Below are 15,864 nucleotides of genomic sequence, written 5' to 3'. Positions count from 1 at the left end.
AAGAAGCGGAGTTGAACCATGAGGGGACTGATAGGAGCAATTAGCGCATTGGCGTTTCTGGCAGGCTCGGCAGCGAGCGCGGAAACCCTGAAGCTGGTGGAAGTGATCACCAGCCCGGAGCGCACGGAAGTACTGCAGAAGCAAGTGGACGCCTTCGAGGCTGCCAACCCGGGCACGGAAGTTGAAATCGTCTCGCTGCCCTGGGGCCAGGCCTTTGAAAAGCTGGCAACCATGGTGGCCGGTGGCGACATTCCAGATGTCGTTGAAATGCCGGACCGTTGGGCGGGCATCTACAAGGACAGGCTGGTCGATCTGAACGACAAGATCGCCGGTTGGGAATATGGTGGCACGCTGACCCAGAAAACCCTGGACATGGGCCGCCAGACCGACGGCAAGACGGCACGGATGATCCCCTACGGCTTCTATCTGCGCGCCATGTTCTACAACAAGAAGCTGCTGGCGGAAGCCGGTGTTGAAAATCCGCCGAGCACGATGGCGGAATTCATGGATGCGGCCAAGGCCGTTTCCGAACTGGACGGAAAATACGGATATTGTCTCCGGGGCGGACCTGGAGGGCTCAACGGCTGGATCATGATGGCCGCCACCATGAACGGGGACAACACCTTCTTTGACGCGGATGGCAAGAGCACGCTCAACCAGCCGGGTTCCGTCGAAGGCATCCAGTTCCTGATCGACATGTACCAGAACGGCTATGCCCCGAAGGATTCCGTCAGCTGGGGCTTCAACGAGATCGTGGCCGGCTTCTATTCGGGAACCTGTGCGTTCCTCGATCAGGACCCGGATGCGCTGATCGCGGTTGCCGAGCGTATGGCGCCGGAAGACTTCGCTGTGGTTCCGATGCCTGTCGGTCCGGCCGGCAAGGCCTTCCCGACCATCGGGTTCGCCGGTTGGGCGATGTTCGAGACGACCAGCAACGAAGACCTTTCCTGGAAGCTGATTGCGCATCTGTCCAGCCCGGAAACCAACAAGGAATGGGCAAAGCGCGTTGGCGTCATTCCGATCCATGAAGGTGCAGAGCAGGATCCGTACTTCAAGACCGAGCAGTTCAAGGGCTGGTTCGACACCCTGAACGGCGACCAGTACATCCCGACGGTCATGCCGACCTATCTGGAGCAGTTCGGGTACTTCGCGGACTCCATCGCCCTGGAATCCAGCCAGGAAGCCCTTCTGGGTGAAATCTCTGCTCAGGAAGTGGCCGACAAATGGGCCGAGTTCCTGACGGAAGAATATGGCCGCTGGAAAGCCGCGCAATGACCACGATCGACACTGCCGTGCCCGGGAAAAAATCCCGGGCTCGGCCCACCTTCTACTTCCGTTACATGGTGGAGCCTTATCTCTACCTGACCCCGGCAATCGTGCTGATTGCCCTGGTGATGCTGGTGCCGCTGGTGATCGGCGTTTCCTATGCCTTCCAGGCCGTCAACCTGCTGCGCCCGTTCCAGTCGGGCTGGGTTGGCTTCGCCAACTTCGAGGCCCTGTGGTCTGACCGGAAGTTCTGGCTGGCGCTCACCAACACGTTCTGGTGGACGCTCGGGTCGATTTTCTTCCAGTTCTTCCTGGGACTTGGCCTCGCGATGCTGCTGAACACACAGTTCCACGGCAAGCGCATTGTTCAGGCACTGGTCTTTCTGCCCTGGGCCGTACCGACGTTCCTGTCGGCTCTCACCTGGGCCTGGCTCTTCAACCCGACCATCGGACCACTGCCGCACTGGCTGGCCGCTCTCGGGATCCTTTCGGAGCCGTTCAACATCCTGGGTGACAAGGACCTGGCTATGTGGGGACCTGTGACCGCAAACGTCTGGTTTGGCATTCCCTTCTTCGCCATCACGCTGCTGGCTGCGCTGCAGTCCATCCCGGGCGAACTTTACGAGGCTGCGGAAATTGATGGCGCGACCGCCTGGCAGACCTTCACCAAGATCACGCTGCCGTTCCTGGCACCGATGATCGCGATCACCGTCATGCTGAGGACGATCTGGATCGCGAATTTCGCCGATCTCATCTTCGTCATGACCGGCGGCGGACCTGCAAACTCGACGCAGATCCTGTCGACCTACATTTTCACAACAGCCTTCCGGAAACTCGATTTCGGCTATGCCTCCGCAATCGCGGTCGCGCTCCTGGGTCTGCTGCTGATCTATGCGGCAATCCTGCTGGTGCTGCGCCGGAAACTGGTCAAGATCTGAGGTGCTTCGATGAGTGCGCTTCGTAATAGCTCGCCTCTGGCGGTCACGGGAAAATATCTGGCTCTGGCGTTTTACGTCGCCTTTGCGCTTTTCCCGCTCTACTGGCTCGTCAAGATCGCGATCACGCCGGACAAGCTGATCTTCACGGAAGGGACGGCGCTCTTTCCGAGCGAGTTTACCTTCGAGAATTTCCAGACTGTCCTGATCGCAACGGATTTCCTGTCCTATTTCAAGAACAGTGTGATCGTGTCCATTGGCACCGCGGCCATCACCACGGCGATTGCGGCGGCTGCCGGATATGCTTTCTCGCGGTTCGATTTTCGCGGCAAACGGCTGATCATCGCCCTGATGCTGATCACCCAGATGTTTCCGCTTCTGATGATCATTGCCCCGATCTACAAGATCGTTGCAGCGATCGGCCTGCTGAACTCGCTTACCAGCCTGATCATCGTCTACACGGCCTTCAACATTCCCTTCGCCACCTTCCTGATGCAGTCCTTCTTTGACGGCATTCCGAAGGATCTGGAGGAGGCCGGCATGATTGACGGTTGCAGCCGCTTCGAAGCGCTCAGGAAAATCATTCTGCCGCTGACGCTTCCGGGGCTTGGGGCGACACTAGGCTTCGTCTTTACCGCCGCCTGGAGCGAGCTGCTCTTCGCACTCATGCTGATCAACTCCAACGACACAATGACCTTCCCCGTCGGGCTTCTGACTTTCGTTTCGAAGTTCTCTGTCGACTGGGGGCAGATGATGGCCGCCGGCGTGCTCGCACTGGTGCCGTCCTGTCTGTTCTTCATCTTCATCCAGCGCTATCTGGTCCAGGGGCTTACCTCTGGCGCCGTCAAGGGGTAGGAGACCCAGACCATGGCTCGTATCGAACTCAAGAACATCGCCAAGGCCTATGGCTCCGTCGAGGTGATGCGCGATATCAACCTCGCCATCGATGATGGCGAATTCATCGTACTGGTCGGCCCGTCCGGCTGCGGCAAGTCTACGCTGCTGCGCATGATCGCCGGCCTGGAACCGATTTCCGGAGGCGACTTCACGGTAGACGGCAAACGCATGAACGAAGTGCCGCCCCGTGATCGTGACATGGCCATGGTTTTCCAGTCCTATGCGCTTTATCCGCATATGGATGTGGCGCGGAACATGGGCTTCTCGCTGGAAATCCGCAAAGCGGCCAACGAGGAGCGTGTAAGCAAGGTGCAGGAAGCTGCCAGGACACTTGGCCTGAGCAATCTGACAGCACGCCTGCCCAAGCAGCTTTCAGGCGGGCAGCGCCAGCGTGTCGCCATGGGCCGAGCAATCGTCCGTGATCCAAGCGCCTTCCTGTTCGATGAGCCGCTATCCAATCTCGATGCGGCACTGCGTGTCGAAATGCGATTGGAAATCGCTCGGCTGCACCAGCGTCTGAAGTCGACGATGATTTATGTGACCCACGACCAGGTGGAAGCCCTGACGCTGGCCGACAGGATCGTGGTCCTGAATGCGGGCGACATCCAGCAGGTGGGCACGCCTCTGGAGCTCTACGACACCCCTGCCAACAAGTTCGTTGCCCAGTTCATCGGGTCTCCGACCATGAACATCCTCGATATCGAACCGAAGGAAGGTGGCGTTTCACTGAAGAACGGCGCCAGCCTAGGCCTTGGGTTGAGCAACGGGCAAGCAGCTGCAAGGGAGTTGGGGGTCCGGCCGGAACATCTCAACATCGTCGCCCAAGACGTCGCTCATATTTCCGGAACGGCCGAACTGGTCGAGCACCTGGGCTCGGACACCAACATTCACGCAAGTGTGCCGGGCATCGGTCAGGTCCTGGTGCGCGAGCACGGGCATTTCGCGCTGAAATCCGGTGATCCGGTCGGCATCGCGCTGGATCTGGACAAGACACATCTGTTCGATGCTGAAGGCCGACGCCTGGCAGCCTGAGTGCGTGGGGAACTCAACCCCACGCTTGCACAGGCTGATTAAATAGTGCGTCCACGGTCAGTTGCTGCTGCAGAGGCAGGCTTTGTAGGCTTCCGGGCTGGTGGCATCGAGCGCGCAGCCATATGCCTGCCAATTGACAGGATCGATTTCCGGGGTCGCTGATTGGACGGCATAGAGATCGCTGAACCGCTGGCGCAATGGCTCGTCGTTCTGAAGCGTCTTGGCGAGTGAAGCCCGGCTGGCGGCGGAAAGATCCGGAACCGCATAGGTGGAGCGATAGTCATATTCGAGCTGCCAGTCCGGTTTTGCACCGGCGGCGGCAGCTTCGAGGTTCGTCAGATAGAAGGTCGCCGAGTCCTTCACCGTGCCGCTGGTCTTGTCGTACAGAAAGACCGCAAAGGCCGGGTTGTTACCGAAGACAGGGCTGACCGATGCCGTTATCTGGTTCGCAATCAGCGGTTCACCCGAAGCATCATTGATGACAGTGAAGCCGTCCATATGCGTGTGGCCGGAAAACGTGTAGTCGACGGTGCCGGCATATTTGTACATCAGCTCCAGAAAGTCCGTGAGGTAATGCTCCTGCCAGAAGAGGTGGATACTGGCCTCACACGTCTCCTTGTCTGCATGGCGCGCCGTATCGCGAGCATCGGCGCCTGGTGGAACATGCATCAGTAGCTGCGCCTTGCGGCCGGCCTGCTGCGTTTCGGCAAGCTGCTCATCCAGCCAGGTCATGACGTCCTTTCCGGGATCGCCGCCATTGGTATTGCAGGCATCCGAATAGTGTTTTGCCCAGTAGACGTTGCTGAGGGCGATGATGTCCTGATCCGGCACCGTTGGATGCGTAACCTTGTAGAAACCGTCGTGCTTGAACGCCTGGAACCCGCCCGGTTGACGGCTCAGCTTCGCCCACTGCTCGCCGACACCTGCAAGAAATGCACTGTCGGGAGCGAGCTGATAGTCACCGCAGGCTGAATCTTCGTTGCCCAGAACGCCGTAGACCGGGATGTCGCCGAAGGTATCGCCCAGAAGCTGGGAAACATATTGCGTGGTCTTGATGGCAAACGAGGTCACGCCTTGCGGATTGTCGCCCGCTGTCTTCTGGTAGGTGTCATTGAAGTGGTGGCTCAGGTAGTCGCCGGTATAGAGCACGTAGTCGTAGGTCATGCCTTGGGCTGCCGCCGCATCCAGGGCGGAGACCATCAGCGAGTAGGTGGCATCATTGCCGTAACTCTTGATGTTTTCGGCGGCCCCCTTGAATATTTCTGTCCACCCGGAGACCGGGCTCTTGTCCAGTTCTGGCACGAGGGTCGGATCACTGAACGGGTCGAAGTGGATGTCGGTGACGATCAGAAACAGACCCTCGTTCGTACCCGGGTAAAACACCGGTTCCGTGGACTGTGCCTGGGCGCCTGTGAGCGGCAAGGACGCAGCTGCAAGCGTCGCAAAAGCAATGGCTAACCTGTCGAACATTCCGGCCCCCTAGCTGTGCCAAAAATTCCCTGCGGAATATTGGCACAGTCAAACACGGCACCGGTAAATGGATGTGAACCGCACTTCCGAAAATTGAGCCGATTTGCGCCTACCGATAGACCAGTGTCGGCAGCCACATCGAAAAGGCCGGAACGAAGGTCAGCAGCAGCAGCACCGTGATCAGCGGGACGAGGAAGGGAGCCGTTGCCGTCACGCATCGCTCGAAAGGCACTTGCGCCACTTTTGAAAGCACGTAAAGCACCATGCCGACCGGGGGCGTCAGAAGGCCGATCATCAGGTTCAGGATCATGATGATCCCGAAATGGACCGGATCGATACCCAGGCCGACGGCCACCGGAAGCAGCACCGGCGTCAGAATGGTGATGGCGGCAATTGTTTCCATGAACAGGCCGATCACCAGCACGATCAGCGTGATGATCAGTAGCAGAACGACCTTGTTGTCCGTCAATGCCACCATCAGCTCGGAAAAGTGGCGTGCGGTCTGGTTGGCCGTCAGGATCCAGGCGAAAATCGTGGAAGCGGCCACGATCAGCATGATGGCTGCGGTCGTCTCCACCGTCTCGAAGGATACCTTGAGGATCTTTCTGAAATTCAGCGTCCGATAGACGCCGACACCCAGAAAAATGCACCAGGCGACGGCAGCGATCGCCGCTTCCGTCGGAGTGAAAATACCGAACATGATGCCGCCGATGATGATCGTCGGTGTCATGAGGGGAAGCAGGGCGTCGAGAAAGGTCTGACCAAGCCGCGAAAAGCGGAAATTGAGATCACGCGGATAATTCCTCTGCCGGGAGTACCAGGCAACCATCACCATCAGGGCCAGTGCCATCATGAGCCCGGGAACGATGCCGGCCATGAAAAGCTGGCCGATGGAAGCGTCCGCGATGACGCCGTAGATAACCAGGGGCAAAGACGGAGGTATGATCGGCCCGATAGTGGAAGAGGCAGCTGTGATGCCGACCGCGAAATCCGTATCGTAGCCACTGTCCCGCATGGCCTTGATCTCGATGTTGCCGAGCCCTCCCGCATCCGCTACGGCGGCCCCTGACATGCCGGCAAAGATGACACTCGCGCCGACATTCACGTGACCCAGTCCGCCATGCATCCAGCCGACTGCCGCGCGGGCGAAGGCGAAGATGCGGGTCGTGATGCCTGCGGAGTTCATCAGGTTGCCGGCAAGGATGAAGAAGGGAACCGCGATCAGCGGAAACGAATTAATGCCGTTGACCATGTTTGCCAGCACGATCATCGGCGGCAGGCCTTCCATCAGCACGAAGGCGAGCGAGGCGAGGGCGAGGGCGGCTGCGACCGGCACCCCGATGATCATCAGGGCGAACAGCAGCATCATCATGAACAGGACGGCCATCGGCGAAAACTCTTCAATCGGTTGGCAGGTGGTCGTCCAGCGAGCGGACGAGGTCTTCGGGGCTTTGGCGAAGGCGGCGCCACAGCCAGATGGCCGAGTAGAACGCCATCAGTCCGAGAGCGACGACGCAGATCGTGTAGATCCATGCCTTCGGAATCGGCAGGGAAATCATCTTCTGCCGGGTTTTCTGGGTCAGTTCGATACCGATCCAGGTCATGGAGGCGAAAAAACCGAGCGTGATCGTCTGCGACAGAACGGTCAGACTTTTCGCAAGACGCGGTGGCACCATGCGCATCAGAAACTCGAGCGTGATATGCGCACCACGCCGCGTCGCGGTGATTGCGCCAAGAAAGCAGACCAGGATCAGCAGATAACGGGCCACTTCCTCGGTCCACGCGAGGGAATCGTTCAGCACATAGCGAGTGAAAAACTGGAGGAAAACGACCACGGCAAGGACCCAGAAGACCAGAATGCCGGGGGCATCGATCCATTTCAGTGCGCTGAGGTCGGTTTCGGTCTCGTCAAAGTGAAGCAGTTCGGGCGCGCCATCCGCGCGCCCTTGCTCCGTTTGTGCGGTGGCTTGTTTCGTTTGGTCAGCCACGGCATCGTTGCTTTGCGTCATTGAGCGAGAGCCTGCATCCGCTCGTAGTGTTCCTGGGTATAGGGAACCTTGGATTCATCGGTCAGGATCGGCTCGACAGCAGCCTGGAAAGCAGCCTTGTCGACTTCGTTTATCTGGATGCCCTGATCAACGAACCACTGCACAAGGTCCTGTTCCGACTGATAGATCTCGTCCGCATTCTGCGCGGCGGCTTCCTTCAGAACTGCGTCCACGGTGGCCGCATCGTCCCCCAGCTGCCCCATCGCGTTTTCGGAAACGACGATGATCAGCGAATTGCCGATATGGCCGGTCAGATTGATGTTGGACTGGACCTCGTAGAACTTCTTGAACTTGATCGTCGGCAGAGGGTTTTCCTGGGCGTCGACAACGCCCTGCTGCAACGCCAGATACACTTCGGAAAAGGCGATTGGTGTCGGGTTGGCGCCAACCGCATTCGGGAACAGCACCATCAGCGGCGAATCCGGCACACGGATCTTCAGACCCTTCATGTCGTCCGGTTTGGTGATCGGGAACTTGGATGTCACATGGCGGTAGCCGTACCAGGTGATGGCCATCACCGTGTGACCGGTCGCTTCCTTGTAGCCATTGGAAAGGTCGCTGAAGAGGTCACTGTCCCGGTAGGCCTTCCAGTGATCATAGTTCTTCAGCATGAAGGGATAGTCGGAAATGGCGATCGGACCGTAATCGCGTTCGGCGAAGTTGGGTCCGGTATAGATCATGTCGACGGACCCGATGGTCAGGCCTTCGTTGATCTCTGCTTCCTTGCCAAGTGACGAGGCCGGGTAGACCGAGATGGTCACGCGGCCATCCGTTTTTTCCTTGATCTGGTCTGCGGCCCACAGCGCCCATTTGTGGTAGCTGGATCCTTCCTCATAGACATGCGCCCATTTCAGGTCCGCGGCCCAGGACTGCCCAGCCAGGGCAAGTGTCATCGCGGCGGCCAGAAGGCCGCGCTTCATTGTTCTTCCAATCATGTCTGTCCTCCCGTCGGCCGGGGTCGAGCTCCTCCACTCAATCGGCCTATCTTGTATAACTGGTATACAAGTTATTTTACGTATATGACATATTGTAAGAATGCAAACGAATTCGGCTGGTCATCCCTTTGCTGGATTGCTAGTAAACCGGAAAAGAGGGGGAGAAACTGTAGGGATTCGAAGCAGATAGGCTCAGATCAGCTGCATCTTCGAACCTCTTGGTTTCAGGAAAGACGATGGCCGTATCACTGGATGAAACGCCTTCTGCCGGAGGCAAGACGCGCAAGCCGAGAGCGAAAAATGCACCCCCACGCGGTGCAGCTTCCGGGACCGCCAGACGGGCGGCCCGCAATTCGGAAATCGTCTACCAGGACCTGCGCAACGCGATCATAAATGTCACGCTGCCACCCGGTTCGCCGCTGGCGGAAAAAGACCTGACCGAAAAATACGGCATCAGCCGAACGCCGGTTCGCGAGGCGATCTTGCGGCTGGCGGAAGAGAACCTTGTCGACGTTTTCCCGAAGTCCGGCACCTTCGTTGCCAGGATTCCCGTTTCCGAATTGCGCGAGGCCATCGTCGCGAGGAAAGCGTTGGAGGAAGTCTGCGTTCGCGAAGCCACGATGAAGGCGAGCAAGAGCCAGTTGATGGGGCTGCGGGCGATAGTCCAGCGCGAGCAGGAGCTGGCCGACAAAGGCGACGAACAGGCCTTCCACGAGGCGGACAATGCCTTTCATTCCGGTATCGCCGCAGCCAGCGGTTACCCGGGCATCTGGAACATGATCGAGAAGATCAGGCTGCAGGTGGAGCGCTACCGCAGGCTGACGCTGCCGCAGGAAGGCCGGATGCAACTGATCGTCGGCGAACATGCCGCTGTTCTGGAAGCGATCGAAAAGGGCGATGCAGATGCTGCGGTTGCCAATATGAACAACCACCTCAACAAGCTTCAGATCGATATCGGCACCTTTCAGGATCTGTGGCCCGACTATTTCCTGTTCGACAAGGATTAGGCCTGACCGTTTGTGGCTCTGCCCTGATCGGAAAAGGCGGGCAGTTGGGGCAGGTGGTAACGAGGTGGCGTGAGCCGGCGCGACTGTTGCGCTTCAGGAAGAGCGAGTTTTTGGGGCTGCACTGTGGAAGACGCAGCGGCACAGGCGGCATCCGCCATTTCTTTTTCAATCGCAACCATTCAAGTGCGCTGTTGCCCGGGTCGGTTTCGGAAAACGGGTCTGGGTGTGGAGGCCTGTTTCAAGCGGCTGGTTCTGATTTCTTTTAGAAAACAGATTGTTATGCCTGATCTCTGAAGCGGGACCTCGACTGAACAGCTCCCGCGACCGTGCAGGACAGGACTGTGCAGAAACCAGCTCGCAAGAGGGCCAAAGCATTTGTTCCGGCTGGAGTAATGCCAGTTCTTTACAAGACAACACCGGACAGGCGGAAATCCGCCGGATTTCGGCATTTGCTGAACGTGGCGAAACAATACCTCTGAGCCTGAAAGGCTGAAAAAGCAAATCCAATATAATACCAATAAGCTGCGTGAATGGGCGATTCGGCCGGTGAAAAATGATTTTCACGATTTCAAACTAATAGGTCGACAAGTGGTATCAAATAGGTATTATATGAAATGAGCAGGAGGGCTGATGCTCTCCGGCGCATATTGTTCTGTATCTGGCGGTAAAACAAAAACGCGAATGGCAACGGAAGGTCCCATTAGGGCCGGCCGCGCCGGGAAGCGGGACGGGCTCCAACGCCGTGAGCGGACAATTTTGAACGTCCAGCAATGGATGGAACTTTTCGGAGGTGTCTTATGAAACGCAATATTCTAGCTCTGGCGATGGCCAGCACTGCGCTCTTTACGTCGACGGCTTTTGCTGAAGATGTCACGCTGACGATCGAAAGCTGGCGCAACGACGATCTGGCGCTGTGGCAGGAAAAGATCATTCCGGCTTTTGAAGCCTCGCATCCGGGCATCAAGGTGAAATTCACCCCGTCCGCACCGACAGAATACAATGCCGTACTGAACTCCAAGCTTGATGCCGGTTCCGCGGGTGACCTGATCACCTGCCGTCCGTTCGACGCCTCGCTGGCGCTTTATGATGCCGGACACCTGGCGGACTTGTCCGACATGGACGCCATGAACAACTTCTCAGACGTTGCCAAGGCCGCCTGGCAGACGGACGACGGTTCGGCAAGTTTCTGTGTGCCGATGGCTGCCGTGATCCACGGCTTCATCTACAACAAGGATGCTTTCAACGAACTGGGCATCGAAGTCCCGACGACCGAGGAAGAGTTCTTCGCCGCTCTCGACAAGATCAAGGAAGACGGCACCTATATCCCGATGGCCATGGGCACCAATGACCAGTGGGAAGCGGCCACCATGGGCTACAACAACATCGGTCCGAACTACTGGAAGGGTGAGGAAGGCCGCAAGGCTCTGATCGCCGGCGAGCAGAAGCTCACCGACGAGCAGTGGGTTGCCCCTTACGCCACGCTGGCAAAGTGGGCACCTTACCTGGGCGATGGCTATGAGGCCCAGACCTATCCGGACAGCCAGAACATTTTCACGCTTGGCCGTGCAGCGGTCTATCCGGCCGGCAGCTGGGAAATTTCGGGCTTCAACACACAGGCCGATTTTGAAATGGGCGCTTTCAAGCCGCCGCTCCGCAACGCTGGCGACAAGTGCTACATCTCCGATCATACCGACATTGGCATCGGCATGAACGCCAAGACCGAGCATCCCGAACAGGCCAAGGAATTCCTGGCTTGGGTGGCGTCTCCTGAATTCGCTACCATCTTCGGCAACGCTCTGCCGGGCTTCTTCCCGCTGTCCAAGACGCCGGTTGAACTGGAAGATCCGCTTGCGAAGGAATTCGCCAGCTGGCGCGGCGAGTGCGAAAGCACCATCAGGTCCACCTACCAGATCCTTTCCCGTGGCACGCCGAACCTGGAAAACGAAACCTGGGGCGCATCTGCTGCCGCTATCAAGGGTACGGAAACGCCTGAAGCACTCGGCAAGAAGCTGCAAGACGGTCTGGCGAGCTGGTACGAGCCGCAGAAGTAATCTGCACGAATGACAAACGGTTCCCTGGCGGTGTTCGCATCGTCCGGGAACTCTAGACCTGGACAGGCCTCTGTCTGCCCAAGGGAAGTTTGTGTCCCGGGCAAGCCTCTGCCTGCCCAAGGAAAGTCTATATCCCGGGCAGGCTACTGCCTGCCCCAGGGACGTCTATATCCCGGGCAGGCTACTGCCTGCCCGGGGCATTTGACCGGAGCTTTTTATGAGCAGGCCTCGCTTCCGCTGGCATATCGTCGTGTTCCTGGCCCCAGCGGTCCTTGTTTACACGGCCGTGATGATCTTTCCCCTCTTCAACACGCTTCGTCTTGCCCTCTACAGCAAGATTGACCAGGAGCGCGTCTTCGTGGGGCTGCAGAATTTCACCACGCTTCTTGGCGATCCACTCTGGTCGGATCAGTTCTGGAACGCGTTGGGGAACAATTTCTGGTTCTTCATCATTCATATGCTGGTTCAGAACCCGATCGGCATCGCCCTGGCGGCCATCCTCAGCCATCCGCGACTACGGTTTGCGGCCTTCTACCGCTCGGCGATCTTCATTCCCACAATTCTGTCCTTCGTGATTGTCGGTTTCGCCTGGAAGCTGATCCTGTCGCCGATCTGGGGCATCGCTCCGTCCATGCTGGATGCCGTCGGTCTGAAGTTCCTGTTCGCGCCCTGGCTCGGCAAGGAAGAGTACGCACTGACCACGTTGTCGCTCATTTCGGTCTGGCAGTTCGTGGGCATCCCGATGATGCTCATCTATGCCGCGCTGCTGTCCATTCCCGAAGAGATACTGGAAGCTGGCGAAATTGACGGCATCACCGGCATGTCGGCCTTCTGGAAGATCAAGCTGCCGCTGATCCTGCCGTCCATCGGCATCATCTCGATCCTGACCTTCGTCGGCAATTTCAACGCCTTCGACCTGATCTACACGGCACAGGGGGCGCTGGCCGGGCCGGACTTCTCGACCGATATTCTCGGCACCTTCATGTACCGCACGTTCTTCGGATTCCAGCTTCAGCTGGGCGATCCCTACATGGGCTCGGCAATCGCAAGCGCCATGTTCGCGATCATCCTGATCGGCGTCTGTCTCTACCTCTTCGGCATCCAGACCCGGATGCGCAGATATCAGCTGTAAGGGAGGTCGTCACATGAACAAGGCGCGTACCAACCCGCTCAACACCGCCGCCATGCACGGCGCCCTGATCCTCTATACGCTGATCGCGCTGTTCCCGGTCTTCGTGATCCTGGTCAACAGCTTCAAGACCCGCAAGGCGATCTTCAGGGAACCGCTGGCGCTGCCGGATGCCGAAAGCTTCTCGATGATCGGCTACCAGACGGTCATGAAGCAGGGGGATTTTTTCCTCTACTTCCAGAACTCCATGATCGTCACTGTGGTGTCCTTGACCTTCATCCTGCTGTTCGGGGCAATGGCGGCCTTTGCCCTGAGCGAATACCGCTTCAAGGGCAACATGCTGATGGGCCTTTATCTGGCACTCGGTATCATGATCCCGATCCGGATCGGCACCGTGGCCATTCTGGAAATGATGGTTGCCACCGGTCTGGTCAACTCGCTGATGGCGCTGATCCTGGTCTATACGGCGCAGGGGCTGCCGCTGGCGGTCTTTATCCTGAGCGAGTTCATGCGGCAGGTGTCAGACGATCTGAAGAACGCGGGACGTATCGACGGGCTCTCGGAATACACGATCTTCTTCCGCCTTGTGCTACCGCTCGTGCGCCCGGCGATGGCGACGGTCGCCGTCTTCAACATGATCCCGATCTGGAATGATCTGTGGTTCCCGCTGATCCTGGCGCCTGCTGAAGAAACCAAGACCCTGACCCTTGGCAGTCAGGTGTTCATCGGCCAGTTCGTTACCGACTGGAATGCGGTCCTGTCCGCGCTTTCGATGGCGATCCTGCCGGTGCTCGTTCTTTACGTCATCTTCTCACGCCAGCTCATTCGCGGCATCACCTCGGGAGCTGTCAAATGATCCGGGTTCTGATCGTCGGCCTTGGCAACATGGGACTTTCCCACGCCCTGGCTCACCACAAACATGCAGACGCCGAGATCGTCGGTCTCGTCAACCGTTCCGGCCGGGTGACCCATCCGGATCTTGCCGGCTATCCGGTGTTCACGGATTACGCGCAGGCACTGGACACCTCCAAACCCGACCTGGTGGTGATCTCCACCTATTCCGATACCCATGCGGATTATGCGGTTGCGGCGATGCAGGCAGGCGCTCATGTATTTGTCGAAAAACCGCTGGCGACAACCGTGGCCGATGCAAAGCGGGTGGTCGCTTGCGCCGGGGAAACCGGCCGCAAACTCGCGGTCGGCTATATCCTGCGGCATCATCCGTCCTGGGTACGGCTGATTGAGGAGGCACGGGGGCTCGGTGGGCCATATGTCTTCCGCATGAACCTCAATCAGCAGAGCTCGGGAGCGGAGTGGGAAACCCACAAGGCCTTGATGCAGACGACTGCTCCCATCGTCGATTGCGGTGTGCATTATGTCGATGTCTGGTGCCAGATTACCGACGCCGAACCCGTGAAGGTGCACGGCATGGGGCTGCGACTGTCCGACGAAATCGGCCCGGACATGTACAACTACGGCCAGTTTCAGGTCTTCTTCGACGATGGCTCGGTCGGCTGGTACGAAGCCGGGTGGGGGCCGATGATGTCCGAGACCGCCTTCTTCGTGAAGGATGTCGTTTCGCCCGCAGGCTCCGTTTCGATAGTCGAGGACGACAAGGGCGCATCCGCTGATGTTGACGGCCACACCAGGGTCGGCGGGCTTCTGGTCCATCGCCCGGAAGGTGACCGGCGCATCGATCTGCCGGGTGAACCCGGCCATCAGGAACTTTGCGACGCCGAGCAGGCTTTCATGCTTCGTGCGATTTCGGAAAACATCGATCTCAACCGGCACATGCTGGATGCCGTCCGGTCGCTGGCAATTTGCCTTGCCGCCGACGAAAGCATCCGCACCGGTCACTCAGTCATGCTAAAGGAGCTAACGCCATGACGGCGCTAACCCTGACCAACGTCAACAAGTCGTTCGGCAACGTCCATGTCCTGAGGGACATCAATCTCGAAGTGGAAGACGGCGAGTTTGTCGTCTTCGTCGGACCGTCAGGATGTGGCAAGTCCACCTTGTTGCGGGTGATCGCAGGTCTTGAAGACGTCTCCTCCGGCGAGGTCAGCATCGGCGGGGAGATCGTGAACACGACGCCGCCGTCCAAACGCGGCATTGCCATGGTGTTCCAGAGCTACGCGCTTTATCCGCATTTGAACGTGCGCAACAACATGACACTGGCGCTCAAGCAGGAAAAGCAGAGCAAGCAGGTGATCGACCAGCGCGTTGCAGAGGCGACCCGCATGCTGAACCTGGAGGACTATCTCGATCGCTATCCGTCGGAACTCTCCGGTGGCCAGCGCCAGCGTGTCGCGATCGGCCGGGCCATCGTGCGCCATCCGAAACTGTTCCTGTTCGACGAACCACTGTCGAACCTTGATGCAGCGCTGCGCATGAACACAAGGCTGGAGATCGCCAACCTGCATCAGCAACTCAAGACCTCAATGATCTATGTGACACATGACCAGTCCGAAGCCATGACGCTGGCCGACAAGATCGTGGTTCTGCGCGCTGGCCGCGTCGAGCAGATCGGCAGCCCGATGGAGCTTTACAACAACCCGGTCAACCAGTTCGTGGCGGGTTTCCTCGGTTCGCCGGCTATGAATTTCATGCCTGCAAGCCTGGTCAGTGAAGGCGATGCCCGCACGTTGGGAGTGCGCCCGGAAGACCTGTTCCTCAGCAACCAGGGGCAACTGAAAGCGTCTGTGCAGCATGTGGAACAGCTCGGCGGCGACACCAACGTGATCGCGAAGGTGCAAGACCAGCAGATCACTGCACGGCTCTTCGGCCAGCACGACATCAAGCCGGGTGCTGAGTTGAGCTTCGGCATCGCGGAAGGCAAGTCGTTCTATTTCGACAAGGACGGCGCCCGGCTTCGCGGATAGGGCACTTCTTTTAGAAACAACACAAAGGCCACCTGGTGATTTTAGGTGGCCTTTGTTTTTTGGGGCCGTCATTCCGGACAAGTGAGGCAAAGCCGAACGCCGATCCGGAATCCAGACATACTCGTGCCAACGGCACACCGAGCTTGAAAAAGCAACGGTGTTCGCTGCGCTCACACTTACGTCTGGATTCCGGATCGGCGTGCAACAGCGGT

At 58.4% G+C, this 15,864-nt stretch carries 14 protein-coding genes; 10 read left to right on the top strand and 4 right to left on the bottom strand.

Translation table 11 applies throughout. The features are described from left to right. Positions 1-18: 18 nt before the first annotated feature. The 4 genes from HEP89_RS26010 (at position 19) to ugpC (ending at position 4,130) form a co-directional block, all read left to right on the top strand. Entirely contained in the window at positions 19-1,275 is a 1,257-nt protein-coding gene (locus HEP89_RS26010; RefSeq protein WP_168693368.1) for a sugar ABC transporter substrate-binding protein, read from the top strand. A gap of 65 nt (positions 1,276-1,340) precedes the next feature. Continuing rightward, on the top strand, positions 1,341-2,204 hold the full coding sequence (locus HEP89_RS26005; protein WP_228148102.1) for a sugar ABC transporter permease: 864 nt from the start codon (positions 1,341-1,343) through the stop codon (positions 2,202-2,204). A gap of 9 nt (positions 2,205-2,213) precedes the next feature. Next, complete coding sequence (locus HEP89_RS26000) at positions 2,214-3,056, top strand: carbohydrate ABC transporter permease (protein WP_022997643.1); 843 nt, start codon at positions 2,214-2,216, stop codon at positions 3,054-3,056. Positions 3,057-3,068: 12 nt separating this feature from the next. Next, complete coding sequence (gene ugpC, locus HEP89_RS25995) at positions 3,069-4,130, top strand: sn-glycerol-3-phosphate ABC transporter ATP-binding protein UgpC (RefSeq protein WP_168693366.1); 1,062 nt, start codon at positions 3,069-3,071, stop codon at positions 4,128-4,130. 57 nt (positions 4,131-4,187) lie between these two features. On the opposite strand, the gene HEP89_RS25990 is transcribed toward ugpC, so the two are convergent. The 4 genes from HEP89_RS25990 to HEP89_RS25975 all read right to left on the bottom strand — a co-directional run bounded on the left by HEP89_RS25990 (position 4,188) and on the right by HEP89_RS25975 (position 8,583). Next, positions 4,188-5,600 (bottom strand): metallophosphoesterase, encoded by a 1,413-nt coding sequence (locus HEP89_RS25990; RefSeq protein WP_168693364.1) that lies wholly within the window; start codon positions 5,598-5,600, stop codon positions 4,188-4,190. 109 nt (positions 5,601-5,709) lie between these two features. Beyond that, complete coding sequence (locus HEP89_RS25985) at positions 5,710-6,987, bottom strand: TRAP transporter large permease (RefSeq protein ID WP_022997640.1); 1,278 nt, start codon at positions 6,985-6,987, stop codon at positions 5,710-5,712. 13 nt (positions 6,988-7,000) lie between these two features. Further along, on the bottom strand, positions 7,001-7,588 hold the full coding sequence (locus HEP89_RS25980; RefSeq protein WP_168693363.1) for a TRAP transporter small permease: 588 nt from the start codon (positions 7,586-7,588) through the stop codon (positions 7,001-7,003). Between the two features lie 17 nt (positions 7,589-7,605). Beyond that, entirely contained in the window at positions 7,606-8,583 is a 978-nt protein-coding gene (locus HEP89_RS25975; RefSeq protein ID WP_031268038.1) for a sialic acid TRAP transporter substrate-binding protein SiaP, read from the bottom strand. Positions 8,584-8,819: 236 nt separating this feature from the next. Between HEP89_RS25975 and HEP89_RS25970 the strand changes: the two genes are divergently transcribed. From HEP89_RS25970 to HEP89_RS25945, 6 genes are all read left to right on the top strand, one after another. Further along, the gene (locus HEP89_RS25970; RefSeq protein ID WP_022997637.1) at positions 8,820-9,590 is read left to right on the top strand and encodes a GntR family transcriptional regulator; all 771 of its coding nucleotides are present in this window, start codon (positions 8,820-8,822) and stop codon (positions 9,588-9,590) included. Between the two features lie 797 nt (positions 9,591-10,387). Beyond that, complete coding sequence (locus tag HEP89_RS25965; RefSeq protein ID WP_022997635.1) at positions 10,388-11,641, top strand: ABC transporter substrate-binding protein; 1,254 nt, start codon at positions 10,388-10,390, stop codon at positions 11,639-11,641. Positions 11,642-11,858: 217 nt separating this feature from the next. Beyond that, positions 11,859-12,773, top strand: coding sequence for a sugar ABC transporter permease (locus tag HEP89_RS25960; RefSeq protein WP_023000238.1), 915 nt, complete (start codon positions 11,859-11,861; stop codon positions 12,771-12,773). Positions 12,774-12,786: 13 nt separating this feature from the next. Then, the gene (locus HEP89_RS25955) at positions 12,787-13,626 is read left to right on the top strand and encodes a carbohydrate ABC transporter permease (protein WP_023000237.1); all 840 of its coding nucleotides are present in this window, start codon (positions 12,787-12,789) and stop codon (positions 13,624-13,626) included. After that, entirely contained in the window at positions 13,623-14,657 is a 1,035-nt protein-coding gene (locus HEP89_RS25950; RefSeq protein ID WP_082444664.1) for a Gfo/Idh/MocA family oxidoreductase, read from the top strand. Before HEP89_RS25955 ends, HEP89_RS25950 begins: the two co-directional genes overlap by 4 nt. Further along, complete coding sequence (locus tag HEP89_RS25945) at positions 14,654-15,652, top strand: ABC transporter ATP-binding protein (RefSeq protein WP_168693362.1); 999 nt, start codon at positions 14,654-14,656, stop codon at positions 15,650-15,652. The genes HEP89_RS25950 and HEP89_RS25945 overlap by 4 nt, the downstream gene beginning before the upstream one ends. Positions 15,653-15,864 lie beyond the last annotated feature (212 nt).

Origin of the sequence: Labrenzia sp. 5N, from assembly GCF_012395805.1 — a bacterium.
Lineage (GTDB): Bacteria > Pseudomonadota > Alphaproteobacteria > Rhizobiales > Stappiaceae > Roseibium > Roseibium algicola.
Note: the sequence above shows the minus strand (reverse complement) of the source record. Positions and strands in the feature narration are given on the sequence as shown.

Coding starts and splice junctions, on each gene's coding strand:
- HEP89_RS26010 (WP_168693368.1), top strand. CDS start 19: ATGAGGGGACTGATAGGAGCAATTAGCGCATTGGCGTTTCTGGCAGGC.
- HEP89_RS26005 (WP_228148102.1), top strand. CDS start 1,341: ATGGTGGAGCCTTATCTCTACCTGACCCCGGCAATCGTGCTGATTGCC.
- HEP89_RS26000 (WP_022997643.1), top strand. CDS start 2,214: ATGAGTGCGCTTCGTAATAGCTCGCCTCTGGCGGTCACGGGAAAATAT.
- ugpC (WP_168693366.1), top strand. CDS start 3,069: ATGGCTCGTATCGAACTCAAGAACATCGCCAAGGCCTATGGCTCCGTC.
- HEP89_RS25990 (WP_168693364.1), bottom strand. CDS start 5,600: ATGTTCGACAGGTTAGCCATTGCTTTTGCGACGCTTGCAGCTGCGTCC.
- HEP89_RS25985 (WP_022997640.1), bottom strand. CDS start 6,987: ATGGCCGTCCTGTTCATGATGATGCTGCTGTTCGCCCTGATGATCATC.
- HEP89_RS25975 (WP_031268038.1), bottom strand. CDS start 8,583: ATGATTGGAAGAACAATGAAGCGCGGCCTTCTGGCCGCCGCGATGACA.
- HEP89_RS25970 (WP_022997637.1), top strand. CDS start 8,820: ATGGCCGTATCACTGGATGAAACGCCTTCTGCCGGAGGCAAGACGCGC.
- HEP89_RS25965 (WP_022997635.1), top strand. CDS start 10,388: ATGAAACGCAATATTCTAGCTCTGGCGATGGCCAGCACTGCGCTCTTT.
- HEP89_RS25960 (WP_023000238.1), top strand. CDS start 11,859: ATGAGCAGGCCTCGCTTCCGCTGGCATATCGTCGTGTTCCTGGCCCCA.
- HEP89_RS25955 (WP_023000237.1), top strand. CDS start 12,787: ATGAACAAGGCGCGTACCAACCCGCTCAACACCGCCGCCATGCACGGC.
- HEP89_RS25950 (WP_082444664.1), top strand. CDS start 13,623: ATGATCCGGGTTCTGATCGTCGGCCTTGGCAACATGGGACTTTCCCAC.
- HEP89_RS25945 (WP_168693362.1), top strand. CDS start 14,654: ATGACGGCGCTAACCCTGACCAACGTCAACAAGTCGTTCGGCAACGTC.